Below are 26,115 nucleotides of genomic sequence, written 5' to 3'. Positions count from 1 at the left end.
GTGCCATCTGTGACCCGGTGGGATTTATGAATACCGCTGGCCGTAGCCGTACCGACCAGTCCTACCCACTTACCATTTTGGTTCTGGCGTGACAGCCTCTTTCGCCAGTTCGCCTTAACGGGCCGTACAAACGATGGTTCGCTTTCGCTCACCCGTCCCAAGCTCCCCCTAGTTCGAAGCAGGGTTGAGGCTCCCTGCTGCCGAAACATTGTCCCCAAGGCTCCGCACGTCGGATTACTCCTTCGCACGCTTGGGTAGGGGCATCTGGGTATTACAGAGTCCATTACTGGTATTCCTCTCCGACCCTTTCAGGTCGCAAACGGCTAAATCCGTGGGATTCCCCGCGTCACCTCTTCTCCCGAAAGAACCGGGTGAAGGCTTTGTCCAGGTGTATCAGGGCTTGCTGCAAGGGCTGAGAGTTCACCTCCGCGAGCCAGGGCAGCTCCTTCTTCAGGGAGGTGAGCCGCTTGTCCAGCGCAAACCGTGATATTCCCTTTTGGCTTTCCTGATACGCCTGGATTTCTGCTCCAGGCCCCAGTTGTACACATAGCGGACGCACCCGAACTGCCTGGCCAGGAACTCGGCCTGAGCAGGAGCGGGGTACAGCCGGTATCGGTACGCCCTGAGCCGCACGACGTTTGTAGAGTGGACCAAAACTCTACGCCAATTCGGAAAAGAACCTGACACCCAGTAGAAAATAAGGGACGGGGGTTGGTTATGCGACATTACCCGTCCCTACCAGAGATTGTAGCAGCCGTAGAAGCGCTGCTGCTGCCCAGACGCAAGAAGGCTCCGCAAGGACGTAAGCCCCGCTATAGCGATGAGCTCATCATCGCCCTGGCCGTCTACCAGCACCTCTGGCGCTTCCGTTACGCCCAGGATGTCTTGTACTGGCTGCGCACGCATGGGCACCAGGTTCCCGCACCCGCTACCTTCTGTGAAGGCAAAGCCCAGCTACTCGGCTAGGTGATTCTGGCGGTCAAAGCCCTGGCCGGTCTCTATAACCCTGCACCGTGCCTGCGTATGGATTCCAAGAAGCTGCCCACCGCAGCCCTGGCGCGGGCTAAGCGGGTCAGGCTCCGGTCGGGATCATGCCAACCGCACGTACTTTTACGGATTGCGCTTACACGCGCTGGTTGATGACCAGGGCTTCTTGCGACGGGTGCTGCTCTGTCCGGCCCACAAACATGACGTGGTGGTGGCCGCGCGGCTGCTACAGGGGTTGGGCTATGTGGTGGTCACGGGAGATAAAGGCTATCTGAGCCAGGCCCTCAAGGCACAGGCGGCCCGGCAGGGGGTGGATCTGATTGCCAGGCACAAGCGGAACATGCGGCCCCATACTCGACGGGAGCGGTACTTTTTGCAAGGGCACCGGATGGTGGAAAGCGTGTTTTCCAGCCTGGATCGGCTGGGGCTGAGCGAACGCTCCCTGGTGCACAGGCAAAGCCTGTCCCGACAGGGGATCGTCCCCTACCGTAAAACCCAGGGGCTGGTCTTTCACCTCTATGCGGTGCTGCTGGGCTATGGTCTCTTCAAGCTGATGGAGCACAACCCCGCTTGGCGTCTGCTGTTGGCGCAGCTTGGGGGAATGTGGCTGGTGGCTTTTCCGAATTGGGGTTGCTTGCAATATCTGCACACTGCCGAGTAGGGTAAGGGTATGAAAAAGCATACTGGCCGCATTGGGGCAATATTTGTGCTGTTGTTCGGCCTGGCATTTGCCAGCGGCGCCGATATTGGCTTTTCGGTACGAAATGGCCCGGGCGGCAACTTCATGGGTCATCTGGGACTCTACCTGGACGGCTACCCCATTGATTTCCGCTCCCAGCTGGTGGTGGGCTCTCCGGGCGGGCTTTACCTGAGCGGCGAGGTGGTGTATGTGCTGCCCATCTTCTTGCTGGTGCGGCCATACCTGGCCGGTGGGCTGGCGCTGGGTGTCACGGGCTATACCGCTCAAAACGAGCTGCGGCTGCGCTTTGGTGAGCGGTTCTATGCCGTTTTTTCGGCGGGTGTGCAGTTTCCTGACCGGGGTTACCGCCCTTACCTCGAGGTGAGCCAGATCATAGGCTCGGAGAGCTTTCAACGCTTTACGGTGGGCTTTATTGTAGAAGGCTTCTGAGACCGGTGGCTTTTTAAGTACAGGTCTGCTTCAGTAAAAGCGTTGAATAAGAATCGCTCCGGTGCAGCAGACCGGACGAACCAGGGACACTTCTTACGGGTTGGCTTTGGCCTGATTTGGGCGGGGTACCTACAAAACCTGCCAAGATGGCCCAGGGTCTGCAGGCATTGTAGATTAGGGGGCGATGCACGCCCGCGATTACACCGCAACCCGCCCCCTGGTGGTCTTTCACCAGGGCCACAGCCGCTGGTTCGAGCCGCTACTGGCAGCCTCGTTGCACCACCACCTGCCCCTGTTTGTCTACCCAAGCCAGCCGGGAGCGAGGCTCGAGGCCGCCCTCATGGGCCTTCAACCTCTGGGCTTCCGGGGTGCGGTGCTGGAAGACCCCGGCCTGCAGGCCCTGGCCCTGAATGCCGTGCAAAACCTCGAGCCCGAGGCGCTTCAAGCCCGGCGGGTAGACTTGGTGCTGCCCGAGGTTACTGGAACCCGTGGGTTTTACCTCGAGCCCATCGCGCTGGCCAACCTGATTCGCCGCTATGCCTTCGGCGATAAAGCGCTCTGGCTGGGCCCTGTTCGCCCGGAACTGGCCCAGGGTCTGCGCGGACTGACCAAAGTCTCGGTGCTTGGCCGGAGTTTTCCCGAGGGCGAGGGCTTTTTGGAGCTTTTGCCGCTGCCCCAGCGGGGGGTGGCGGCTGCCGCCGAGGTGCAGGCCACGGTGGTGGCCCGCCAGGCCGACCTCATTGTGTATGCGGGGGGAAACCTGCCGCTGGCCTTGCTGCAACCCTACCACTGCGTAATTGCCCTCAAGCCTTTGCCTGTCGAGGCCCTGCGCCTTATAGGCGAGTACGTGCCCCCAGAGGAGTTCCAGAGGTTCCACCTAGCGGCCCTGCTGGAACCTCTGGGCTATGCCCTCCCACCAGAAGCATTTACGCTATAGCAGGTTCAGGTGGGTCTAATAGGAGATGTCTTTGATTTGTTCTTTTTTCTGGGGCCCCTGCCTGAAGCGCGGATAGCATTAGCTCGAAAAGCCAGGATGCTCTGACAATCCCTAACGGAACGATTCAGGCGGGGTTCATATAAGTTGCACCAGGGTAGATTGGCAAAACCCCGCGGAATGAGTCTATGCCTACCTGGCGCAATGCCTCAGTGATATTTTGGAGCAGCAACTTGCATTTCAACTCTGGAGAAACTTAGCGCTCCTCCAGAACGCCCTGCCGCAGCAAGGCCGGTACAATTGGTTGGCCCACGCGTAAGAGCGCATAGCTTCCCAGTCGACGGGCGATGGTTCTAAGAAGCAGCAGGTGCTTTTCCAGCGCCTCCTGGTAACCCCGTATTTCCGCCTGCCCTACCTCCATACGCTGGTCTACCTCCACATCGTGCAGCAGGGCCTCGCTAAAGTGGGGGGCCAGCTCCTCGGGGGCCATGATCTGAATGAGCACCACACGCCGGAGCTTTTGCAGCATGCGCGGCCAGTCTGCCTCGTCCAGACCATCGGTCAGCAGCACCGTTACGCCCCTGGGCCGGGGCTGCTGGAGCAACACCGAAGGCCCCGCTTCCACCCAGCCTAGCTGGCCCCGGTAGCGGCCCCCACCCCACAAAAAAGCGCCTTCCGGCCTGGCCAGCCCTGTCAGAATATGCGCTACCCGCTCGGCATAGGCCTGCTTGCCATAGAGCAGCATGCTTTTAGAGCCATCCAGAAAAAAAGTGAAGCGGGCCGGGGCTTCGGCCTGGAAGATGCGGGTATATAACCGTCCAGTACGGGCATAGGCATGCCAGTCGATAAAGCGGGGTTCGTCACCCTGGGTGTAGCCGCGCAGCTCGTAGAACTCGAGGCCCCGCCCGGGCACCGCCTGGGTGCGCTCGCCCGCAAAGGGCTGGGTGGGGCGTGTGCGGATGCGGTAGCGGGTCACGGAGCTCGTCTTGGGGGAGAATAAATCCTGGGGCTCACCACGGCTATCGGGAGCTGCTGAAGCTGTTTTGGGGTAGACGGGGGAACGGAATCTTGAGGCGGCGCGGTTCGACTTCCACCAGCCGGGTGGCCTCGTCGTAGACGGCCACGATCTGCTCGGCCACCCGGCGGGCCGTGCGTTGATCAGCAAACTTACGGGCGCCTTCGCTAAAGCGTTGCCGTAAAGACTCGTCTCGGAGTAGCTCGAGCGCCTTTTCGGCCATGGCACGGTAATCGCCGGGTGGTACCAGGTAGCCGCTGCTGCCCACCTCCACCCCTTGCAGCGTACCTTCCGCACCTACAGCAACTACGGGCACGCCCACGGCCTGGGCCTCCCAGATGACCAACCCCTGGGTTTCGGTCTCACTAGCGAACAGGAAAAGCTCGGCCATGCGGTAGTAACCGCCGATCTTGTCGTAAGAAACCGGCCCCACAAAGGTGATGTGTTCGGTAAGGCCAAGTTGCTGTACCAGATGCTCGAGCGATTCTTGTTCTGGCCCCATTCCCACTAGAGCTAGATGAGCATCCGACTCTTTGCGAATTTCGGCCAGGGCTCGAATCACCACATCCACACTTTTTTCCTTTCCCAGTCGTCCTGTATACAGCAACCGGCGTTTGCCGGAAGGCCAGGGCGAGACTGGGTTCGGAGCTGACTGCAAAATGTCGGTGTCGATACCCGTGGGAATCACCTTTATCTCACGTTCTATAGCGTAGCTTTCGGCCAGTTTTTTTACTGGCTCGGTGGGAGCAATCACCACGTCGGCCCGGTTGTAGAAGGCTTGGCAGACCTTTTGCATGATGCCCATATACTTGTCGAGGGTAGCTAAGCCGGGGATATAGTGGGCGTATTTTTCCAGGTGGGTATGGAAGGTTGAGACGTGCGGGAGGCGGTTGCGGTAGGCTAGCCGGGCTCCCCAGATACCTATAAACAATGGTGTGTGGGTATGAAAAATCTCGAATTCGGTGGGCAACAGGCGGCTGCTGGGCATGGCCAGCCGTTGGTTTTCGAAAAAGGGATAAGGCACACTGGGTATCCGTACCACCCAGTCCTCCTGGGGTTCGGCATCCGGCATTTCGGGGGCCAGCACCCAGGCCTCGTGGCCCATGCGGCGCAACTCACGATTAAGCAAGTAAACGCTGGTGGCAACACCGTTAGGTGCCGGGAGATAGGTGTCGGTAAACAGGCCAATGCGGTATAGACGCACGGGTATATGTTAGCACAGCCTTCAATTACCGCTCCTGGAGGTTTTCTGGCGCTTTTGCGGACTTGAGCCACTTGGCCAGAAACTCGTCCCTCGGGCTATATCCCAAAATCGCCAATGGCAGTGAGCGCTTGGGTAACTCACCCCGGTACAGCCACAAAAACCATGCGCTGGCCGTGCCGCTAATCAAGCGTTGCAGCAGCGTAACGGGGGCCAGGTGAAACCCAAACACACGCAACCCCGTGGCTGCCTGGGAAATACCCCATACACCCCGAATTTCCGGCCTGGACTGCACATACTCGGCCAGCAGGGTAAAGCCTTTGCGTCCCTCACGCAAAAGCTGCATCTGGGTCATGGCAGGGGTACGTACCGAGTCGAGGTGCACCTCGAGGCTGGGCTCACCTTTCCTTAAACCAGGCTGGCTGGGGCCAGGGAATGCACAGGGGCTTACCGCCAGGTAATCGAAGGGCCCCAGTCCCAGCCGCTGTACCTTGTTCTTTATAAAGTACCGCTCATGTCCGCCCTGGCTGGCCCGCATCAGGCCCTCGCGCCAGGTGAGCGGTCGGGCCTCGAGCTCATCCAGCCGCACGGGCTGGTAGCCCAGCTCTTTTAGCAGGGGCAAAATTTCGTCGAGAATGGCCAGGGTTTGTGGAAACCGGTCGTTGTCGTGCAGCAGGATAATAGAGCCCGGCCTGCACCAGACCAGGATGCGCTGGGCCAGGGCCTGGGGGTCTTTGCTGGTCCAGTCCTGCGCCTCCACATCCCACAGCGCTACCTGTTTGCCAGCCGCTTTGGCCAGCAGGCGGGTTAGGGGAGAGTGGATGCCGTGGGGCGGGCGATAGAACCGGCCCGGTATGGCCCGAATTTGACGGGCCTCCTGCCAGGGCCACAGCAAGAAGGCCGGACGGTGTACTTGGCCGTGGCTTTCGACCTGGTGGCCTTCGGCCAGGATTTTGTCCAGCAGCTGGGGATACCGCTGTACCTGGCTCTGCAGCACAAAAAAAGTAGCTTTAATGCCGTGCTCTCGCAAGCGTTCCAGGATGGCCTCGGTGTGAAGGCTGGGGCCATCGTCAAAGGTCAGGGCGATTTTGGGACTGCTGCGGCTGCCCCAGGCAACTGCCCCCACACCCATCCAGCGGTAGACGATGTCGGCGCCCAGATAGAGGGCCAGCAACAGCAAAAGCAAAATGAGAATTTCCACAAAAACCTCCTTCGGGATGGCCCTGTTACCTTTGATTCGGGCCTGGCGCCTGGCAAGCTAAAAGCGCACCAGCACGCAGAGCCGGAAGCCCCAGCCCCCTGGACGTGAGGGGGCAGGCGGGTTTACTGCCGTTCTCGGTCTGCGTAATAGTCGTTGCCATAGTCCTGCGGGGCTCCACGCAAGCGCGCCCAGATATTTTTGAGGTGCACCCCGTACATCTTCCAACGCCCTTTGCTCAGACGGCGGCCCGAGGTCAGCACCCGGGCTTTGGGGGTATAGACGATTTTGCCGCGAGCTCTTAGCTTGAGCATCAACCGCAAGTCTTCGCCGTATGGCACGTCGTAGCCACCGACCTCGAGGGCCACCGCTCGGCGAACGGCGTGGTTGCCCCCTGCGGTGTTGGGCTGGCCCAGCTTAGCCATGATGCCTAAAAACAGCGGGTAGCCGTAGCGCGAGAGCATGCGGTCGAAGAGGGGGCCATCGAAAAACTCGAGCGGGCCGTAGGTTTCCACCACCTCCGGGTCGCTAAAAGCCTCCTGGATGGCCGCGATCCAGCCGGGCTCTACCCTGCAGTCGGCATCGGTGGCGGCCACAACCTCTCCGGTAGCGGCCTCGAGGCCCGTCTGGCGGGCAATGTGCAGGCCGGGCTTGGGCTGGTAGATGACCCGCACACCCAGGCTGCGCCCGATTTCGCCGGTGCGGTCGGTGGAGCCGTTGTCAACCAGGATGACTTCGTGGGGGGCAGGCTCCTGCTTTAATATCGACTGCAGGCATGCCCCAATCATCTCTTCTTCGTTGCGGGCCGGTACCACGACACTGACACTAGGTTTCATCGAATCTCCAATAAAAAGCCAGCAACCTGCAGGGGCAGGCTACCCGGCCCCTCTAAAGCGCACGCTGCTATGTTAGCACAGCCCCCAGCCCACCTCGCCCCCAAGTGATTGGCAATCCTGGCGCTGCCAACGAGTGGCTAATGCAGCTAATTGAGGGGTTTCCTTGGAGCGCTCCTAATATTGATAACAGATGTCTTCGATTTGTTCTTTTTCTGGGGCCCCCGCCTGAAGCGCGGGTAGCAACAGCCTGAAAACGATGATGCCCTAACCTCTCCCTAACGGAACGATTCAGGCGGGGTTCATATGAAGGGTGCCTAAAAAGCGACGGCAGAGGCAAAGCCCCCGCCATCGCTGTAGGGTAGGTTTTACGCTTTCGCCTTTTCGGAGAGCATGTTTTTCAGAACGGTCTGCAGAATGCCGCCGTTTTTGTAGTAGTCCACCTCGACCAGGGTGTCGATGCGGGCTTTGACCTGGAAGCTCACCTGGCTCCCATCGGCCCGGGTAGCCACCACGGTGAGCTCTTTGCCGGGGGTGATGTCCTCGAGGCCCAGGATGTCGTACACCTCGTAGCCGGTGAGGCCCAGGCTGGCGGCGTTCTGGCCGGGCTGGAACTGCAGGGGCAGCACGCCCATGCCCACCAGGTTGCTGCGGTGGATACGCTCGAAGCTCTGGGCAATAACGGCCTTCACGCCCAGCAGATAGGTGCCCTTGGCGGCCCAGTCGCGGCTGCTGCCGTTGCCGTACTCGGCGCCGCCGATCACGATCAGGGGCGTGCCCTCGGCCTTGTACTGCATGGCGGCGTCGTAGACGAACATCTCCTCACCCGAGCCCGGTTCGGCGCCCCGGTCGGACTTGGGCAGCTTCTTGGTGTAGGGGCCTTCCTTGCCGTCCAGCATCAGGTTGCGGATGCGGATGTTGGCGAAGGTGCCGCGCATCATCACCTCGTGATTGCCACGCCGCGAGCCGTAGGAGTTGAAGTCGGCGGGTTCGACCCCGTGGCCCATCAAGTAGCGGGCTGCCGGGGAGTTTTTGGCGATGTTGCCGGCGGGCGAGATGTGGTCGGTGGTGATGGAGTCGCCTAAAAGCAGCAGCACCCGCGCCCCCTTGATGTCGCCGATCTCACGGGCCTGGTTCAGGTTTTCGAAGAAGGGTGGGTTCTGTATGTAGGTGCTGGCCGGGTCGAACTGGTAGAGCTGGCCGGTGGGGGCCGGGAGGGCCTTCCAGCGCTCGTCGCCCTCGAAGACGGTGGCGTACTGGCGGCGGAACATCTCGGCATCCAGGGTTTGGTGGACGGCCTGGCGAATCTCTTCCTGGCTGGGCCAGATGTCCTTGAGGAAGATGGCCTTGCCGTTGGGGTCGTAGCCGATGGGCTCGCTGGTGAAGTCGATGTCGATCCGCCCGGCCAGCGCGTAGGCCACCACCAGCATGGGCGAGGCCAGGTAGTTGGCCTTTACGTCGGGGTTGACCCGACCCTCGAAGTTGCGGTTGCCCGAGAGCACTGCTGCCACCACCAGGTCGCCTTCCTTGACCGCCTTGGAAATATCTTCGGGCAGGGGCCCCGAGTTGCCGATGCAGGTGGTGCAGCCGTAGCCCACGGTGTGGAAACGCAGGGCCTCGAGGAAGGGGGTGAGTCCGGCGGCGTCGAGGTACTCGGTGACCACCTTGGAGCCGGGAGCCAGGCTGCTCTTGACCCAGGGCTGGGTGTCCAGACCGGCCTCCACGGCTTTCTTGGCCAGCAGGCCTGCCCCCAGCATCACCGAGGGGTTGGAGGTGTTGGTGCAGCTGGTGATGGCGGCAATCACCACCGAGCCGTGGGCGAGCTCAAACTCGTCGCGGCCCCGCTGGACAACCACTTTTTTATCGAGCTGCTCAGGCTTTAGACCAAATCCGCGTTCTTTGGGGTCTTTGGTGAGGTGTTCCAGGAAGCTCTGCTTCACTTCGCCTAGGTTGACCCGGTCTTGTGGGCGCTTGGGGCCGGCTAGGGCGGGCACTACGGTGGAGAGGTCGAGCTCGAGGTGCTCGCTGTAGACCGGGGCGGCCTCGTCGGTGCGCCACAGCCCCACGGCCTTGGCGTACTTCTCCACCAGGTCTACCTGCTCGTCGGAGCGGCCCGTAAGACGCAGGTAGGCCAGGGTCTCGTCGTCGATGGGGAAGTAGCCCATGGTCGCGCCGTACTCCGGTGACATGTTGGCAATGGTGGCGCGGTCGGCCAGCGAGAGTTTGGACACGCCGGGGCCATAGAACTCCACGAACTTGCCCACCGCCCCGTGCTTGCGAATCATCTCGGTTACCCGCAGCACTAAGTCGGTGGCGGTGGCACCTTCGGGCAGTTCGCCCAGTAGCTTGAAGCCGATCACTTTGGGCGCCAGCATGTAGTAGGGCTGGCCCAGCATCACCGCCTCGGCCTCGATGCCACCCACCCCCCAGCCCAGCACGCCCAGGCCGTTGATCATGGTGGTGTGGCTGTCGGTGCCCACCAGAGAATCGGGGAAGGCGTACAGCTTGCCGTCCTCGTCTTTTTGCGTCATCACCACCGAAGCCAGGTACTCGAGGTTCACCTGGTGCACGATGCCGGTGCCGGGGGGTACGGCGCGAAAGTTTTTGAGGGCGTTCTGACCCCACTTGATCAGGCGGTAGCGCTCCTCGTTGCGCTTGTACTCGAGCTCCACGTTCTGGGCAAAGGCATACGAAGTACCGAAATAGTCCACCTGCACACTGTGGTCAATCACCAGGTCTACCGGTACGGTGGGGTTGATCATCTCGGGGTCGCCACCCAGCTTGGCCACGGCATCGCGCATGGCGGCCAGGTCTACCACCGCTGGCACGCCGGTAAAGTCTTGCAGGATGACCCGGGCCAGCATCAGTGGCACATTGACCTCGCCGGGGTCGGGCTGCCAGTTGGCCAGGGCCACCACGTCGTCTTTGGTAATCTTGTACTCGTCGTGGTTGCGCAGGAGGCTTTCTAGCATCACCCGGATGCTAAAGGGCAGCCTGGACACCGGCGCAATGCCCTGACGCTCGAGTTCCATAATGTCGAAGTAATGCACCTCACCCATTTTGGTGGAGAGGCTTTTGCGGGTTTTAAAGTCGTCTCGGTAGGCCATAGTTTCTCCTTTGTGACAAGCCGTCTAGTGGTTCAGGCATAACCCCAGCACCGCCAAACTGAACGCAGTAAGTGCTTGTACAGAATACTGCGATTGGCTTGGTGTAAACACCATAGCGTACTCCAACCCTGATGTAGAAAGTGGGTTGTGTACAACGGACAGCTCCGTTTTGGTTTTGGGCTGGTTTCCATGCCTGGGCGGGTGCGCCCTGCCTCAGACGTCCCTATGTTACCTGCATGGGGGCCTAACTGTAAATGATGTTTATGGTGTTATGGTTCTCTAGAATCAGGTTGACATCGCCCAACACAGTAAATACTCTTGAGGTGGAGGTCTACACATGAAAGGCCATTGGAGGATTGTAAGCGTTTTGGTTTTAGGCATTCTCCTCGCTTCATGTGGCACAAGTGGTGGTGGTGGGACGCCTACTCCTTCTGCGACACCCGGCCAGCTAACAGCAAACTTCCGAGCCGTTGGACAGGAGCTTGAAGGAACAATCCAACAGCTGCAGCAGGAGTTTCAAGGCCTACTCCCTCAAGTGGGGTTATCCAGCCAGGGCCTGCAGCCTCTTGTCCAGAAAATTGATCCCCTGACTTATCTGCAGCAGCCCTTCCCCAGCTTCCAGAGCCTTCTCGGGAACATTCTGCCTCAAGCCTACCTGCGGGATCTGCCCAGAGGACAGGTGCAATGTCCAAACGGTGGTAGCTGTACTCTAGCTGGCTCAAGCGACGACCTGGAGATCCGCTACCAGAAGGGAAGCGCGTGGAACAAACTCTTGGTAGACTGGAATTACTCCACTAAAGGAGCCGCTTCTCCTACGGTCTACTTGCACCAACCCTATGACCAGCAGGGTCAATACCTCGAGGAAATGCCTACCAAGGCTTTTGCTCGGCTGGATCTGGGTGAAAACGGGTCCAACGAGGGTGAGGCCACCTTCCAAGCCCAGTGGCGCTCCAGCACCTGCTTGATTGGGAAGTACTTGTTTGAGCCGGAGAGACTCTCCCTTCAGGGATTCATCAATCGACCTGCGGGTACGGGGCGTTTGGTGGATCTCCAAGATTTGAGCCTTAACACCAGCGCTACAAAACTCTCCTTTGGCTGGAACCTAAACCTACTCACCCAGGGCAACGATTCCGCCCTTCACACCGAGGGTTTACTCCAAGTGAACGGCTCAAGCACCCCAGGAATGTGCGGTAGCCTCCTGGAGAAGTTTAACGCCTCCTCAGGTGAGGTGGACGTCAAACTTGACACACAGAACCACACCGCCCGACTTTACTTCAAAATCACAGACGTTGACGAGAACACGGGAGTCATTACCATCCAGAGCGGCTACCTGACCTTGGATAGACAAACGGTCACCTTTACGGGTGTGCTGAATGACCAGAACCGCAACTGCGTTCCTGGGGAGAACCTCACCTTGACCTTTGCAAGTGGGCAAACCATGTCTCTTGAGCAATATCTCATCCAGCATATGGAGGCTTCTACCTGCAACAACCGGTAGAGGCCAGCTTCCCCCTTACCCCCGGGTTCTACCCGGGGGTTTAATGATAAAAAGCCCTTCAAATACGTTCACTGTGGTCTTTTACAAACTCTTTAGGTCAAGGGAACAAGCCAGTGGGATTTCCAAAATTAGATGTTTCTAGTGGGCCGAATCGGGTGCTACAGCATGCCCGCTAGAAAGCCCTGCTCCCGCACAACCCGGATCAAGTCCATCACGGTGAGCTGCTGTGGGTCGTACTCGACCTCGAGCTGCCCTTTATCGGCAGGCTGGACGCTGTGCACACCTTCAAGTCTTCTAATCGCGCCCGATACCTTGGCTACTTGCTCAGGTCGCTCCATGCCCCGCACACCCAGCAACACTCGGTTCATACTGGTTCTAATTGTATTGGATGCGTGGCCCTTGGTCATGGTCTGGTATCTGCGGTTTACTTTTGCATAAGGGGGATACTCGATAATGAACCCATGTTGTTCTGGCTTCGCGCTGCCGTGATGGCCTTGCTGCTGCTGGCATTCTGGGGGCCCAGCCTGCCTGTGCGGCCGGTGCGAACCGTTGTGTTGCTCGACCAAAGCCCCTCGGTGCGCGCGGCGGTGTGGGAGGTGGCACCGCAGCTAAATCTGCCGGGCGCGCAGTACGTGGCTTTTGCCAGCGGGGCGGTTCAGGTGGCCTCGCCCACGGCCCGCAGGCTGGATCTGGGTGAGGGTACGCTGCTTAAAGAGGCGCTGCGGAAAGCCCAGGCCCTGAACCCAGACCGCATTGTGCTGGTCTCGGATGGCCTTTTTCAGGATAAGGCCGAGCCGGTAGGCATTCCCATCTATGGCATTTATCTGCCCCCCAGCCCCCACATCTCACTATCGCTTCTGGCCCCGGCCCTGCCTGCTAAGGGTGAAACCATCGAGGTGCGGGCGGTGTTGGATTCCACCTTTGCACAAGCGCCAGCGAGTCCCGATAGGGGTTCGTCCGTTGGTGCACGAGCGCCAGCGAGTCCCGATAGGGGATCGTCCCCCGAGCGCATACGGGCCAGGCTGACCATAAACGGCCCAGCGGGGCGGCTCGAGCGCGACCTCGAGCTTGAACCTGGGCGCACCAGCCTGGGGTATCGTTTTCAGTTGGACGGGCCTGCTGTGGTAACGGCGCAGGTGGAGAGTTCCTTGGGTAGCGAACAAGCCCGCCTCGAGCTAAGCCCCTCCGACGCCACCCGGGTCTGGGTGCTGGGGGATGCGGCCCTGGCCCGCTACCTCAAAGCCCAGGGTTTCGCCGTGGAGGAGCGGCAAGAAATTACCCTGCCAATCCGGGCCGAGGTGGTGGCCCTGGGGGTAGGGGCGCGGGATCTATCGGCTGCCGAGCTGGATGCCCTGCAAAGCTTTTTGAACCAGGGCGGCAGCCTCTTGTGGACGGCCACCCCCAGGGGATTGTTTTTTGGTGGCTGGGAGCGCACCAGCCTGGCCGATAGCCTGCCGGTGGAGCCGCTGGAAGAGCCAGGTGGGGTGGGGATCGTGTTGGTGCTGGATGTCTCGGGCAGCATGCTCGAGGCCGACAAGCTGGGGTTGGCGGTGGTGGGTTCGCTCGAGCTAATCCGCTCGGCACGCCCCCAGGACTACATCGGGGTGGTAATTTTCTCCGACCGCCCGCGCTGGCTGTTCCGCCCGCGGCCCATGACCGAGCAGGGCCGCAAAGAGGCCGAGAGCCTGTTGCTGTCTACCTCGGCAGGGGGAGGCACCATGATTCGCCGGGCCTACCTCGAGGCCCTGGAGGCTTTAGAGCAAGTCCCTACCGCATCCAAACAGGTCATCGCCCTGACCGATGGGCTGGCCGCCGATGTAACCCCCGATCTGTTCGATGCGGCCCGCGATGCCAGCCCCAAGATCAAAACCAGCACGGTGGCGATTGGAGCTGACGCCGACCGCCAGTTTTTGCGTGAGCTGGCCCAGGCTGGGGGCGGCAGCTTCTGGGATGTGCCCAGCCCGCAAGACCTGCCCCGCTTTTTCCTCGAGGAGGCCCAGCGGGCCTTCAAGCGGGAAGCCCTCGAGGGCAACTTCCCGGTTTCGGTGCGGCCACATCCTGTCACCCGCGACACCAACCCTTCTGCCCTGCGGGTGATACTGCCAGCCAGAACCAAACCCTGGGCCCAGACCCTGCTCAGCTCGGGCGAGGGCGCCGTACTGGCGGTGGGGGAGAGCGGGCGGGGCCGGGTAGCGGCCCTGACCACCGACCTTTCGCGCTCCTGGCAGGACTGGCCAGGCGCCTCTGCCCTTCTGGCCGAGCTGGTGCGCTGGCTTGCGCAGACCCCGGCCCGCCCCCGTGTGCAGGCCATACGGGAGGACGATTTTGTAAAGGTGCTGCTCGAGGGCCAGTTTGAACGCCCGAGCCTGCGGGCAAGCGGGCTGGAACAGAGCTTTGCCCCTACCGGGCCCCTGCGCTTCGAGGCCCGCTTGCCCAAGGAAGCTACGGGCCAGGCGGTGGTCTTCGAGAATGAACAACCGCGCTTGCGATTTGCCTTGCCCAGCCTGCCGGAGTGGCGCCTGGAGGATGGCCGGGCCAACCTGGGCCAGCTTGCGGAAGCCAGCGGAGGCCAGTTGCTTGCCAGCACCGACGAACTCCGCCGCCTGGAGGGCCGCAAAGCCCTGAACCTGCAACTGCCACTCCTTGCCCTGGCGCTGCTGTTGTTTTTGCTGGAGCGTTACCTGGAACACAGGCGATTTACGGCGGTTGCGGGTGACTAGAGTGCTCTTCGCAACCAGTTGGTATTGTTCAAAACTGGCTTGACTTATGCCTCTACGGCGCTAGTGTGAAGTAGATGCGCCTCTATATTCTTTCGGTTTTGCTGGTGCTGGCAGGCTGCTCGACCCAGGGGGCTTTGGCCCCGGCCCACACCATTCCTGGCGTGGTGGTTATGGAGGGCCTCGAGGGCAGCCTGGCCTTGCGGGTGGGTACCAACGTGGCCTGGCGCGTAGATGCACTCAGCAACTGGTTCAGGGTAAGCCCCAGCAGCGGTATCGGCCCCAAAGTGGTTCAGCTCAAGGCCGATTTTGCCGGCGAGGTTGCCGACCAGCCGGAGTACACTGGCCGCCTGATGGTCTCGGGCGACGTGGAAGCCACGGTTGAAGTGCGCCTGCCCCTGGTGCGGGTGGTGGGTGCGGTGGCCGAGGGGGGGCCCCCCAACGCCCAGACCATAGGCCTGGGAACTCGAGCAATGTCCGCTCAGGCTCTGCCGGAAACCCAAAGCGCGAAGCAAACCGAGATCCTGGTCAAGTACCGCCGAGACCTGCGGGCAGTGGCCTTGCCCCAGGGAGTCCGGGTGCTCTCGCACGACCAGGTGGGCCGTGTAACTAAGCTTTCTACCTCGAGCCCAGCGGCGTTGTTGCAGCGTCTGCGCCTCGACCCCAGCGTGGAGTGGGCCGAAATAAACGGCATCGTAACGGCCCAGGGCGAGCCCACCGACCAGTTTTACCCCCAGCAGTGGTACCTGCGCACCACCGGCGCACGCTTTACGTACCTGCAAACCTACCCAAACCCCATCACGGTAGCGGTGGTGGATACCGGGGTGCGCTACGACCACCCCGACCTTGCAGGTAAGCTCTGGCATCCCGGGGAAGGCGCCTACGATTTTGTGGGCGACGCCGCGCCTCCCGACGGCCCCTGTGGTTCCCCCGTCCCCAACAACCCCGGCGACACCGACCCCACCGACCCGTGCGACCAGCAGGCCCCGACCGGGGGCAGCCACGGAACCCACGTAACCGGCATTATGGTGGCGACCAGCGGTACCTTTACGCCGGCCTGCCCCACCTGCACCGACTCGGGCATCGTCGGGATGGCCTACAATGCCCCCATCAAGGTGCTGCCGCTGCGGGTATTAGACCCGAGTGGCAATGGTACTTTCGAGGACGTGGCCCTGGCCATCCGCTATGCCGCGGGCATTCCGGTGCAGAAAGCCGGCCAGACGCTGCTCAACCCCCGGCCTGTGCAGGTCATCAATCTTTCGCTGGGTGCGCCAAACTTCTCTCACATAATGTGCGAGGCGGTGGCGGATGTGGTTGCGCGGGGGGTGCTGGTAGTGGCAGCTGCCGGTAATTTTCAGAACCGGAGTCCTGGTGCGATGGTCTATCCAGCTTCTTGCCCAGGGGCTATCTCAGTTGCGGCCACCGATCAGAACAATCAAGTGACCTTCTATAGCCAACAAAACAGCAGGGTAGATGTGGCAGCCCCGGGTGGCAACACCACCCAGCCCGGCGGTGGTATTCTTTCAACCACCTGGAATTACACCACCAACTTACCCAACTACACCTTCTATATGGGCACTTCCCAGGCCACCCCCCAGGTAGCGGCGGCCCTGGCCATGTTATTGTCGAGTGGCCGGGCCAGCACGGCCAGCGAGGCCTGGAACCTGCTTCGCGCCAACCTGACCGACCTGGGCGCTCCTGGCCGCGACGATGCCTATGGGCATGGCCTGCTCAACCTGCCGGGCGCTTTTGCCTGGACCTTGCCCAAAGGCGATTTTGTAGTCAGCTTCAGTGGTCCCAGCTCCAGGCAGGTTCCGGTGGTGAATGGGCAGTTTCAAACCCATCTGGTGCCGGGAAGCTACCTGGTGACCGCCTGCCGTGACGACTCGGGCAATGGTCTATGCGATAACGGCGAGCCCAGGGTGGAACGCCTGGTGCAGGTGAGTGGCCGAAGCACCCTCGACCTGGGGACGCTATATGTGGGGCCGTAGGTTTTGGCAAGGCGTGATATCAACCCCGCCTGAATCGTTCCGTTAGGAACGGGTTGAAGCACCATCGTTTTTCGAACTGTTGCTGCTGCGCTTCAGGCGGGGGCCCTAGAAAAAGAACAAATCAAAGACATTTGTAACGGTGTAGCTCGAGGCACCATAACGTATTGTGGCTATCCTCCGCCAAAGTACTCCGGTAGCTGGTCGCGGGTAATCAGCACATCCCTGGGCTTGCTGCCCTGGTGCGGCCCCACGATGCCCATGGCCTCGAGGGCGTCTACCAGCTTGCCGGCGCGGGCGTGCCCCACCGAGAGTCGGCGCTGAAGCCTCGAGACTGAGGCGTAGCCCTCCTCAATCACAATCTCGGCGGCTTTCTTGAGCAGGGGGTCGCCAAAGTCGATCTCACCCGCATCAGCCCCCCCGCCCCCGCCCAGGTTCAGGGGGCCTTCAAAATCGCTGCCGTACTGCACCACGAAGGCGTCCTCGAAGCTCTGTTCGCGCAAGAAGGCGGCGATGCGGTGCACCTCGGTCTCGGATAGGAAGGGGCCTTGCAGGCGCACTGGCTTGGGCAGACCCGGCTGGTGGAAGAGCATATCGCCCTGCCCTACCAGCCGCTCGGCCCCGTAGGTATCCAGGATGGTGCGGGAATCGAAGCCCGACGAGACCGCGAAGGCCATCCGGGCGGGGATATTAACCTTGATGAGCGAGGTCAGGATGTCCACCGAGGGGCGCTGGGTAGCCAGGATCAGGTGCATCCCGGTGGCGCGGGCCATCTGGGCCAGGCGCAAAATGGCCTGTTCCACTTCCTTGGGGGCGGTAATCATCAGGTCGGCCAGCTCATCAATCACGATGACCAGATAGGGCAGGGTGGCCTCGCCTGCGGCCCGCATCTTTTGGTTGAACTGCTCGAGGTTGCGCGCGCCCACCTGGCTCATCATCTTGTAGCGCCGCTCCATGTGGGCTACTGCGCCCAGGAGTACCCCGGCGGCGTCGGCGGGGTTGGTCACCACCGGCCGCACCAGGTGCGGGATACCCTCGTAGGGCGTAAGCTCCACCATCTTGGGGTCAATCATCAAGAAGCGCAGCTCGGTGGCTAGGTACTTGAAGAGCAGGCTGGTGATGAGGGTATTGACCGCCACCGACTTACCCGAGCCAGTAGAGCCGGCAATCAGCAGGTGCGGCATGCGGGCCAGATCCCTCACCCAGACCTCGCCGTCGATGCTCTTGCCCAGTACCATCGGCAGGGTGTCTTTGCTGCGGGTAAAGGCGCTGGACTGGATGGCCTCGCTGTAGCGCACCAGCTCACGCTCGGTGTTGGGCACCTCGAGGCCAATCACGCTTTTGCCCGGGATGGGTGCCTCGATACGCACCGAGCCGGCGGCCAGGGCCAGGGCCAGGTCGTTGTGGAGGTTCTGCACCCGGCTGATTTTTTCACCGGGGGCGGGCTCGAGCTCGAAACGCGTAACCGTGGGCCCGCGGGACCAGCTCACCACCCGGGCCTCCACCCCGTGATGCTTCAGCGTGTTGTTGATGAGCTCAACCTGCCGCTGGGTGTTGTATTCCAGAATCTTGGGGTCGAAGCGAGGAGGCTCGGGGGGATCAAGTAGATCGAAGCCTGGCAGCCTTAGGGCTGTCGAAGACCTGGCCGAAGCGGAAGAAACGGGGGTGCTTGTGCTCTTGCTTATGGGGTTTTCCGGCGCAGCCGTTTTGCCGGCAGTCTGCACCCTGTCGGGTTCGGGGAAGATCAGATCGAAGTCGAAGGTCGGCTCGGCGGGGGGCCTGGCCGTTGCCACCTCGAAGGCGGGTGGTTCGGCCTGCAGGCCCTTTTCCAGCAAAACCCGTAGCCCAGCCGGATGGGCTTCCAGCGGCGCAGACTCCACCCACTCTTCCCAGCGCAGCCAGCCGTCTACCCGCTGTTCCAGGTTCCGTGTAAGGGCTTCGCATTCCTGCCAGGCCGCCAGGCGGTTTTGGTGCTCGTCTAAGAGCGTTAGCAAAACCCGTGCCGTGCTGGGGCTGGCCAGCACTTTGGCGGCAGCCTCGGCCTGGCGGGTGAGGGTCTGGGTTTTGCTAAGCAGCGCGCCAATCTCCAGCAGCAGGGCTGCGCGGCGTTCCTCCAAGGTCTGGGCCAGACCATCGCCTTGTAGCGGCGCAGCCAGCGCAGCAGCCAGGCGCTCGAGGCGTTCCGCAAGGGGACGCGCCTCGGCGGCCAGCTTACCCGCTAACTCTTTGCTGCGTTCGGTTTTAAAGTCGTTCAGCAACCGGGCCAGCCCCTCGATGGCCTCGCGGTCTTGGGGATTGCGGCGAAAAGCCTCGAGGTCTGTTTGTAGGGTTAGCAAGGCCTTGTGTTCGGGGTAGCGCATAGCCAGAGCCCGAACCTCCTGAAGCAGCCGATTGGCCGCCTGGGAAAGGCGAAAGGCCTGGTACAAACGCCTGCCTGCCAGCACGACGCGCCGAAAACCCTTGCTGAGGAGGAAACCAGGCTTCCGGTGTAGAGCCAGGTCGGCCACCAAACTGAGGGCCAGCAGGGGAATGAGCAGGCCGAAATTGCCTAAATTGCCCACCAACAAACCGTGCAGGCTGCTGCCCAGCAGCCCCCCGGAAGGCCTGGAGAGATGGGCCACCAGTGGCAGGGTGATTACACCTGCCAGCGATACCAGGGCGGTGGTTCTGGCAAAACCGCCCAGAGGCCGATCCAGCAGCAGCCACACGCTAAGCAAGGCCAGCGTTGGGGGAATAAGCCAGGCCAGATACCCCAGGTTGCCCCAGAAAAACCCCTGAATACTGCTGCCTACCTGCCCAGCCAGATTGGAGCCAAAATAGATGGCGGCAGCCAGCAGCGCTGCCAGTCCCATTACCAGCAAAGCGAAAGCCTCGAGGTCGCGCTTGCGTTCCGTGGGGGAGGCTTTGCCTGCTTTACCTGCTTTGGATTTGCCCTTCGCCATCGCTTACGATTCTAACATATTGCCCGGGCGCACAAGGGTTGCGTTGCAGACGCTATATTTCTGGTGGTTGGCGGTATATCAGCTTGCTCAACGCTACAGGCCGCAGGTGCTTTATAGCAACCTGTGGCCTGCGAGGTATAGCTTACTTGGGGAGGGCTTTGATCACGGCATCGGTGATCTCGAGTTCGTCGGCAGCATAAACAACCAGACCACTGGTGGCCGCCACCTTCTTATCAAATACCATGGCAAAGCCCTGCTGCTGGGCCACCCGGGCGATGACCTGGTCAATTTCTTCAGTGATCGGCTTCAGGGCAGCGTTGGTGCGGTCAGTCCATTTCTTGCCCGCTTCTTGCAGGCTTTGGGCCAGCACACGATAATCCTGCTGCTCTTTGGCGGTGGCGTTTCCGGCCCGCAGCTTGGCCTCGAGGGGTTGAAGCTGGTCGCGGATGGGCTTTAATTCACGCTCGGCCTGATTGCGGATGTCCTGCACCTTTTTGAAGTCCTTGTGGGCTTGCACCACCTTCTCGGCATCCACATAGCCAATGCGGTTCGGTGTGGGGCGGTTTTGCGCGATGAGGGAGCCACCCAGCAGCAAGCTTAGAAGTGCCACAGCAAACAACCAGTTCTTGTTCATATGTTTTCTCCGTTATTTGGGTAAGGCCCGCACGATGGCCTGGGTCAGATCGAGCTCCTGGGCGGCATAAACAACCAGGCCACTGCTGGCGGCAACCTCCTGATCCAACACAATAGCAAAACCTTGCTCCTTGGCCACCTTGCTAATAACCTTGTCAATATCCTCTGTGATGGGCCGTAGGACGGCGTTTTGCTGCTCGGTCCACTTCTGGCCTGCCGCTTCCAGGTTCTGGGCCGCGGTACGGTAGGCTTGCTGTTCCTGGGCGGTTGCGTTGCCAGCACGAAGTTTGGTGTCCAGGGACTGTAACTGCTCGCGAAGGGGCTTGAGTTCCGCTTCGGCTTTGGTTTGAATTTCCTTCACCTTAGCAAACTGGGGATGGGCTTCTACCACAGCCCTGGCGTTGAGGTAGCCAATTTTGTTGGCTGTGGGCTGGGTTTGTGCCACCAGCAGGCTGCTTAAGAGTAATCCGGCCAGGATTGGCACAAACAGTGAAAATCGCTTCATACGCGCCATACTGTAAGGGCAGGCCCTTAGCGTAGCGTGAGAGCTAGGCCACTGGTCATTTAGGCCAGGCTGGGCTATGGTATCGCCTATGAGGTTTGAAACCTCAAAAGCAGAGGTGTGTGTCATGAAACGTTTACCTGTTCTGATAGCCTTGTTGTTGCTGGCGTTTGCCTCTACAGGCTTTGCCCAAAGGTCTTTCCAGCTTCGTATCTCGGTGCCCTCGCCGGCCCTGGGGATTGGCCTCGAGGCCAACCTTCAGCGTGACCTGGTGGCCCTGATCTACGGCGATGTGATTTTTCAGGGGCCCGCCTTCCTGATCGGGGGTGAGGTGCTTTTTAAGCCCGACCTGGGCCAGTTTGACCGGGATCTACGGGGCATCAAGCCTTACTTTGGCGGCGGCCTGGGCCTGCGCTTGCCCAATGCCAACTTTGCCCTGACCCTGGACGCTGGGCTCGAGTTTGCCCTCGACCGCGATACAGGTCTGTTTATTGGGGGCCAGAGCATTTTCCCCTTTAACGGTTCTCCGTATGGGCGCGTATTGCTTGGAGCTACTTTCCGCTAAGTGTCTGCATAGTTGAAATGCAAGATGCTGTTCCGAAAGATCGCTTTAGGAATTGCGCCAGGTACGCATAGACTCATTCCGCGGATTTTGCCAATCTACCCTGGCGCAACTTAGCCCCAAGTCATATGAACCCCACCTGAAACCTGCGGCTCCTCAAGTGCCAGCCCCAGTAGGAGGTGAAAATCAAGTTGTTTTTGCCAGGCGCCCACAGGAGGGGCGCCTGTTTTATGGCTCCTTGAGGAGGCCCCAGCTGGTTACGGCGGGGTATGAGCCCAGCACCTTGACAAACGAGGCCCGACGCAAAAGGGTTAGCAAAGCCTGGGAAGGCCCTGGGTCTTCGGCGTGGCCCTCGAAGTCGGCATAGAAAATAGGGGAGAAAGGGCGGTCGGGGTCGCGGCGCGGACGTGACTCGAGCTTGGTCAGGTTGATGCCCTGGTCGGCAAAAGCCTGTAAGGCCGCCAGTAACTCGCCCGGTCGGTGGCGGGTGGTAAAAACCACCGAGGTTTTGTACGGGCCTTCCTGGCGGGGCATATCTTCCCGCGAAAGCACAAAGAAGCGGGTGTAGTTGCCAATAAAGTCCTGAATGCCCTCGGCCAGCACTGCCAGGCCGTAGCGTTCGGCAGCGCGCCGGCTGGCAATGGCGGCCAGGCCGGGCTGGGGGTGCTCGGCCAGCTCGCGGGCGGCTCCGGCGGTGTCGTAGACGGGTTCGGCCTCGAGCTTGTAGCGGGCAATAAAGCCGTCGCACTGGGCCAGGCCCTGGGGGTGGCTCTTGACCTTGCGAATCTCTTCCAGACGGGTTCCCGGCGGGGCCAGCAGGCAGTGCTCGACCTTCAGCACCAGCTCGCCGACCACATGCAGGTCGGTCTCGAGCAGCAGATCGTAGGTCTGGTTGATGATGCCGGCGGTGGTGTTTTCTACCGGAACTACCCCCAGGTCTACTTCGTGATTGGATACCGCCGAAAATACCTGGTGAAAGGTGGGCAGGCCAATGGTCTGGGCATTTGGGAAGGCTTTGAGCGAGGCTTCTTCGCTGTAGGCACCCTCGGTTCCCTGGAAAGCAATACGCATAACTTAGCCCAGTATAGGTTTTTCCCGACCCCACATAAAGGGTGTGGTGGAAACGGAGCGCTCCGGGGTGGGCTATATCAGAGCTGCTGCGGCAGAAAACACGACCGTTGTCCATCCGCCCCTTTTGTGGGGCATAATGGTAGCCTGTGTTGAGATTGGAACCCATTTCCCAGGCTGCCATCTGGAACCAGATGGTGTCATCGTTGCCTATTGCCAGCGCTTTACAGTCGTGGGGCTGGGGTGAGGTCAAAAAACTTTCGGGCTGGCAGCCGGAGCGCTGGGCGGTATTTGATGGTGAGCAGCTAATTGCAGCGGCCCAGCTTTTTCGGCGGCGGTTGGGGGGGCCACTCTCGATGCTTTATGCCCCCCGTGGGCCGGCCCTGCGGGAGCTGGACGACCTGCCCAGGGTGGTCGAGGCCCTGAAGCAAAAAGCAAATGGGGCGGTGTATCTGAAGCTCGAGCCCGAAGTTGGAATTCCTGCTAGCCAGCCAGTTAAAGAGTTCCCCCAGGCCCACATCGAAGAGACCATTCAACCCGAATACTCCATCTGGCTTGACCTGAGGCAGGGCCGCGAAGGCCTGCTGGCACAGATGGACAACATGCACCGGCGCAACACCAAGCTGGCCGAAAAGCGCGTGGTTACCAGCATCGAGGGCATGGAGGCCTTCGAGGAGTTCTGGCAGTTGTTCGAGGAGACCAACCGCCGGGCCAGGCTCCTGCAACATGCCAAAGTCTACTATCAGACCGTTTTGCGCGAGATGAACCAGCCTCTGGGAGAGGCTTTTATTTCCATCGCCCGCTTGCAGGGCAGGGCCCTGGCAGCCGGCTTGTTTGTGGCCTTTGCGGGAAAGGTGGACTACCTCTATGGCGGAAGCAGCCGCGAGAACTCCAACGCCAAGGCCCCCAATGGCATGCACTGGGGAGCCATGCAGTGGGGCATCGAGAAGGGTTACCGCATCTACGACTTATGGGGTGTGCCACGCCAGACCGAAGGCAGCCATGCCGCTGGCATCGACGCCTTCAAAGAAGGTTTTGGTGGGCAGCGGGTGCGATTCCCGTCCTATGATGTGGCCCTGTCGCCCCTTTATGGGCCTGTTAAAAAGGCTTTGCGCCTGAGGAAAAGCTGGATTAACTACCGAACTCGAGGCACCACCCGCGATGTGCTGTAGGGTTTTGCAGAGTGCGGTTTCCGCTGGCCCAATTTTGGTCGTTTGGCTCAGGCTTTTCGGAAAATCAGGTGATAAGGGATGTCTTCGATTTGTTCTTTTTCTGGGGCTCCCGCCTGAAGCGCGTGTAGCAACAGCCTGAAATACAATGGTGCTCCAACAATCCCTAGCGGAACGATTCAGGCGGGGTTCATACGAGCTGGCGCAGGGTTTGTGCTTGTAGTTGGTGCCGCAGCATCAGAAACAGCTCGGCTGTTGCCAGGGCGTCCCACAGGGCATGGTGCTCGAGGTGGGGGGGCAGGCCGAACAGGGCCCGGGCCGCTCCCAGCCCACTGGGATAGGGCTTGCTGTGGGGCTCGAGCCGCCGCCGTCGTTCGCTCAGTCTGGTCAGCAGCACTGCGGTGTCCACCACCACGGGTTTTATCCAGGGTCGCCCCAGGGCCTTATAGCTTTGCCGCAGAAACCCCAAATCTACCGAGCTAAAGTGCAAAAGCAGCACGTCCTGGCCGATGCGTCGTTGTATTTCCTCAAGCACTTCGGGTAGGGGCGGTGCAGTCTCCAGCTCGCAGGGCAGGATGTGATGGGCCTTGATACCCTCGGTCGAAAGGGCCTCGGGGTGTGCTGGCCTCACCAGGCTATAAAAGTGTGCACCGAACTCGATAACCCCGTTTCGGATGGGAACCATCCCCACCGATAGAATCTGATCAGAAGGGTTCAGCCCGCTGGTTTCCAGGTCCAAAGCCCAGTAGTGAACCTCGTTCCAAGGGGGGCTTTTGCGAAAAGGCCACAGGTTCATAGAGGGGTTGTCAGGTGCTGGCGCTACTAGCCCAGCCGGTCTGTTTGGAAGCGGAGGCTCATGGACTCCTGCATTTGGCGGATCTGTAAAAAGGCTTCCTTGAGGTGACGGCGTTCGAGCGAGGAAAGGTTATCCAGTTGAATCTTGTTGCTAGGGGGAAGTCCCTGCCGTATGCTCGCGAGCTGCTGACGCAGCCTTAAGCGCATCAGAAAACCGAAGGCTTCAATGAGGGTCTCGGCCCCTTCCTGGCTCAGCTTGTTCTTGTGGGCTGCGGCCCTTAGGCGCTCAACGGTTCCTTTGGCGAGGCTGCCTGCTTCCAGGGCGTATACCCGGGCCAGGCTGACGATGGGGGCGATACCCCCCTTCTTGATATCCACGCCACCGTCTTCTTCCTTAATTCGACGGAGAAAACCGATGGGGGGCCGAAACTGCAAAGAAGCCCGGGCCAGGTGCGCCAAAAAGATTCCCTGCTCACCGCTGGTAGCCACTATTTTGTCCAGGGCTTCTAGCGAAAGCTCGCCGTGAACATTGCGGAAATCGAAGAAAATCTGGGCCTCGAGCAACTCCTGCGGGGTGGGGGTCTCGACCCAGTGCTGGAAGAGTTTTTGCCACTCGGAGATGGGTTTGTGCCAGTGGGTGGCCATATAACCGCCAGGGCAGGGAGGAAAGCCAGCCTGAATCAGGCCGCCCACCACATACTCGGCTAGCTCGGCAAAGTAGCGCCTCGCTTCGGGGCTTTCCTCGGCATAGGCCAGGGCATTGTCCTGGTCGGTGAGCAAGGCCTGTTCCATGCGCCCTTCGGAGCCGAAGACAATCCAGGCGTAAGGCGTAGGGGGCGCACCCAGGCGCTCTTCGGCCATCTGAAGCAAGATGTGAATTAACTGATCGTTGAGCGAGCTGACACTGCGGCCAATTTCGCTGGCCCCCAGGCCCCCCGCCAGCAGCGACTCGGCGATGCCGCTCAGCTCTTGGGCATAGCCTTTCAGGTCATCCAGGCTGCGGGTGCGCTCGAGCCGCCGTAGTAGGTGCAAGGGGCTTCTGGCCTGCTGTCGCATGAATACGGTATCGGTTACCACCCCCAAAATTTGTCCGTCTTGCTCGACTGGCAGGTGGTGAATGCCCTGGGCCACCATAAAGGAGAGGGCTTCAAATAAGGGGGTGCTGGCGGGCAGGGTTTTGGCAGGGGCGCTCATCACCTCAAGCAAAGGGGTATCGGGGCCTTTCCCCACGGCCAGCACCCGGTTGCGTAGGTCGCGGTCGGTCAGGATACCCATTGGACTGCCCTCGACCAGCACCGAGCTGATCTGGTGTTCACGCATGACTTCTGCGGCTTTTTGCACCGTGGCATTGCGCGCTACAAATACCGGCGGCCGGGTTACCAGCTCGCCCACGGGCAGGCTGAGGTCAATGCTGGTCAGCTCGAGGCCCTCGCGCTGCGTTACCAGACGCAAGCGCTCCGCCAGGCCCTTGGTAAAAAACTCGGCAAACGGGCGATACTCCATTAGCTGATGGAAGACCTTTTCAGGCCAGCGGTAGACCAGCAGGTCTTCCTCGGCAATCACATCGAAGGCCGGTGTGTCTTGTGCGATGAGGGAGGGATAGCCAAAAATGTCCCCCTCTTCCAGATGAACCATAGCTTGACCATCGCGCTCGAGACGGGCCAGACCCTTTCGAATCATGTACAGGTGCTGGCTTTTGGGGCCGTTGCGCTCCAATACCTTGCTGCCCTTGGGATAAAAGGTTATCTCCAGACCCCGCTCCACCTGGCCCAGGGCTTCTGGGGGCAACAGGTGGAAGGGGGCATGCTCACGAATAAAATCAACCGGATTCACAAGC

General features: G+C 60.7%; 22 protein-coding genes. 9 read left to right on the top strand and 13 right to left on the bottom strand.

The features are described 5' to 3' along the window. Positions 1–450 precede the first annotated feature (450 nt). Positions 451–726, bottom strand: a complete 276-nt coding sequence (locus tag Q355_RS17320; protein ID WP_084496118.1) for a helix-turn-helix domain-containing protein — start codon at positions 724–726, stop codon at positions 451–453. On the opposite strand from Q355_RS17320, the gene Q355_RS0110840 reads away from it, so the two are divergent. From Q355_RS0110840 to Q355_RS0110825, 4 genes are all read left to right on the top strand, one after another. Further along, positions 718–966, top strand: coding sequence for a hypothetical protein (locus tag Q355_RS0110840; protein ID WP_027877824.1), 249 nt, complete (start codon positions 718–720; stop codon positions 964–966). The genes Q355_RS17320 and Q355_RS0110840 overlap by 9 nt on opposite strands. 34 nt (positions 967–1,000) lie before the next feature. Beyond that, positions 1,001–1,648 (top strand): transposase, encoded by a 648-nt coding sequence (locus Q355_RS16510; protein WP_425411862.1) that lies wholly within the window; start codon positions 1,001–1,003, stop codon positions 1,646–1,648. Between the two features lie 9 nt (positions 1,649–1,657). Then, positions 1,658–2,116 (top strand): hypothetical protein, encoded by a 459-nt coding sequence (locus Q355_RS0110830; RefSeq protein ID WP_027877823.1) that lies wholly within the window; start codon positions 1,658–1,660, stop codon positions 2,114–2,116. 184 nt (positions 2,117–2,300) lie between these two features. Continuing rightward, on the top strand, positions 2,301–3,053 hold the full coding sequence (locus tag Q355_RS0110825) for a hypothetical protein (RefSeq protein WP_027877822.1): 753 nt from the start codon (positions 2,301–2,303) through the stop codon (positions 3,051–3,053). 253 nt (positions 3,054–3,306) lie between these two features. Here Q355_RS0110825 and Q355_RS0110820 read toward each other — a convergent pair whose 3' ends face one another. The 5 genes from Q355_RS0110820 to acnA form a co-directional block, all read right to left on the bottom strand. Next, positions 3,307–4,026: a DUF58 domain-containing protein gene (locus Q355_RS0110820; RefSeq protein ID WP_027877821.1), complete on the bottom strand. Its 720-nt coding sequence runs from the start codon at positions 4,024–4,026 to the stop codon at positions 3,307–3,309. Between the two features lie 43 nt (positions 4,027–4,069). After that, a complete protein-coding gene (locus Q355_RS0110815) occupies positions 4,070–5,269 on the bottom strand; it encodes a glycosyltransferase family 4 protein (RefSeq protein ID WP_027877820.1) in 1,200 nt (399 codons plus the stop codon). A gap of 25 nt (positions 5,270–5,294) precedes the next feature. Continuing rightward, the gene (locus Q355_RS0110810) at positions 5,295–6,467 is read right to left on the bottom strand and encodes a polysaccharide deacetylase family protein (RefSeq protein ID WP_027877819.1); all 1,173 of its coding nucleotides are present in this window, start codon (positions 6,465–6,467) and stop codon (positions 5,295–5,297) included. A 122-nt stretch (positions 6,468–6,589) separates the two neighbouring features. After that, complete coding sequence (locus tag Q355_RS0110805; RefSeq protein WP_027877818.1) at positions 6,590–7,300, bottom strand: glycosyltransferase family 2 protein; 711 nt, start codon at positions 7,298–7,300, stop codon at positions 6,590–6,592. Between the two features lie 365 nt (positions 7,301–7,665). Then, complete coding sequence (gene acnA, locus Q355_RS0110800; RefSeq protein WP_027877817.1) at positions 7,666–10,404, bottom strand: aconitate hydratase AcnA; 2,739 nt, start codon at positions 10,402–10,404, stop codon at positions 7,666–7,668. A 337-nt stretch (positions 10,405–10,741) separates the two neighbouring features. Between acnA and Q355_RS0110795 the strand changes: the two genes are divergently transcribed. Beyond that, a complete protein-coding gene (locus Q355_RS0110795) occupies positions 10,742–11,902 on the top strand; it encodes a hypothetical protein (protein ID WP_027877816.1) in 1,161 nt (386 codons plus the stop codon). Between the two features lie 158 nt (positions 11,903–12,060). Here Q355_RS0110795 and Q355_RS0110790 read toward each other — a convergent pair whose 3' ends face one another. Further along, positions 12,061–12,270 carry a heavy-metal-associated domain-containing protein gene (locus tag Q355_RS0110790; protein WP_027877815.1) on the bottom strand — a complete coding sequence of 70 codons (210 nt, stop codon included), beginning with the start codon at positions 12,268–12,270 and terminating at the stop codon, positions 12,061–12,063. Positions 12,271–12,363: 93 nt separating this feature from the next. Between Q355_RS0110790 and Q355_RS0110785 the strand changes: the two genes are divergently transcribed. Further along, positions 12,364–14,622 (top strand): vWA domain-containing protein, encoded by a 2,259-nt coding sequence (locus tag Q355_RS0110785; protein ID WP_036259282.1) that lies wholly within the window; start codon positions 12,364–12,366, stop codon positions 14,620–14,622. A gap of 74 nt (positions 14,623–14,696) precedes the next feature. Continuing rightward, a complete protein-coding gene (locus Q355_RS0110780) occupies positions 14,697–16,610 on the top strand; it encodes a S8 family serine peptidase (RefSeq protein ID WP_027877813.1) in 1,914 nt (637 codons plus the stop codon). Positions 16,611–16,780: 170 nt separating this feature from the next. Here Q355_RS0110780 and Q355_RS0110775 read toward each other — a convergent pair whose 3' ends face one another. The 3 genes from Q355_RS0110775 to Q355_RS0110765 all read right to left on the bottom strand — a co-directional run bounded on the left by Q355_RS0110775 (position 16,781) and on the right by Q355_RS0110765 (position 20,687). Continuing rightward, the gene (locus Q355_RS0110775; RefSeq protein ID WP_027877812.1) at positions 16,781–19,549 is read right to left on the bottom strand and encodes a DNA translocase FtsK; all 2,769 of its coding nucleotides are present in this window, start codon (positions 19,547–19,549) and stop codon (positions 16,781–16,783) included. Between the two features lie 142 nt (positions 19,550–19,691). Then, complete coding sequence (locus tag Q355_RS0110770; protein WP_027877811.1) at positions 19,692–20,183, bottom strand: OmpH/Skp family outer membrane protein; 492 nt, start codon at positions 20,181–20,183, stop codon at positions 19,692–19,694. 12 nt (positions 20,184–20,195) lie between these two features. Next, on the bottom strand, positions 20,196–20,687 hold the full coding sequence (locus Q355_RS0110765) for an OmpH/Skp family outer membrane protein (RefSeq protein WP_027877810.1): 492 nt from the start codon (positions 20,685–20,687) through the stop codon (positions 20,196–20,198). A gap of 124 nt (positions 20,688–20,811) precedes the next feature. Here Q355_RS0110765 and Q355_RS0110760 point away from each other — a divergent pair, with 124 nt between their 5' ends. Continuing rightward, positions 20,812–21,249, top strand: coding sequence for a hypothetical protein (locus Q355_RS0110760; RefSeq protein WP_027877809.1), 438 nt, complete (start codon positions 20,812–20,814; stop codon positions 21,247–21,249). Positions 21,250–21,474: 225 nt separating this feature from the next. Here Q355_RS0110760 and pheA read toward each other — a convergent pair whose 3' ends face one another. Then, on the bottom strand, positions 21,475–22,317 hold the full coding sequence (pheA, locus tag Q355_RS0110755; RefSeq protein ID WP_027877808.1) for a prephenate dehydratase: 843 nt from the start codon (positions 22,315–22,317) through the stop codon (positions 21,475–21,477). Positions 22,318–22,463: 146 nt separating this feature from the next. Here pheA and Q355_RS0110750 point away from each other — a divergent pair, with 146 nt between their 5' ends. After that, on the top strand, positions 22,464–23,486 hold the full coding sequence (locus tag Q355_RS0110750; RefSeq protein WP_036259278.1) for a lipid II:glycine glycyltransferase FemX: 1,023 nt from the start codon (positions 22,464–22,466) through the stop codon (positions 23,484–23,486). Between the two features lie 187 nt (positions 23,487–23,673). Here the strand turns inward: Q355_RS0110750 and Q355_RS0110745 are convergent, their stop codons facing one another. Then, complete coding sequence (locus Q355_RS0110745) at positions 23,674–24,279, bottom strand: 3'-5' exonuclease (RefSeq protein ID WP_027877806.1); 606 nt, start codon at positions 24,277–24,279, stop codon at positions 23,674–23,676. A gap of 26 nt (positions 24,280–24,305) precedes the next feature. Further along, positions 24,306–26,111 carry a putative nucleotidyltransferase substrate binding domain-containing protein gene (locus Q355_RS0110740; protein ID WP_027877805.1) on the bottom strand — a complete coding sequence of 602 codons (1,806 nt, stop codon included), beginning with the start codon at positions 26,109–26,111 and terminating at the stop codon, positions 24,306–24,308. Positions 26,112–26,115 lie beyond the last annotated feature (4 nt).

This window comes from Meiothermus cerbereus DSM 11376 (assembly GCF_000620065.1).
Classification (GTDB): Bacteria; Deinococcota; Deinococci; order Deinococcales; family Thermaceae; genus Meiothermus; species Meiothermus cerbereus.
Note: the sequence above shows the minus strand (reverse complement) of the source record. Positions and strands in the feature narration are given on the sequence as shown.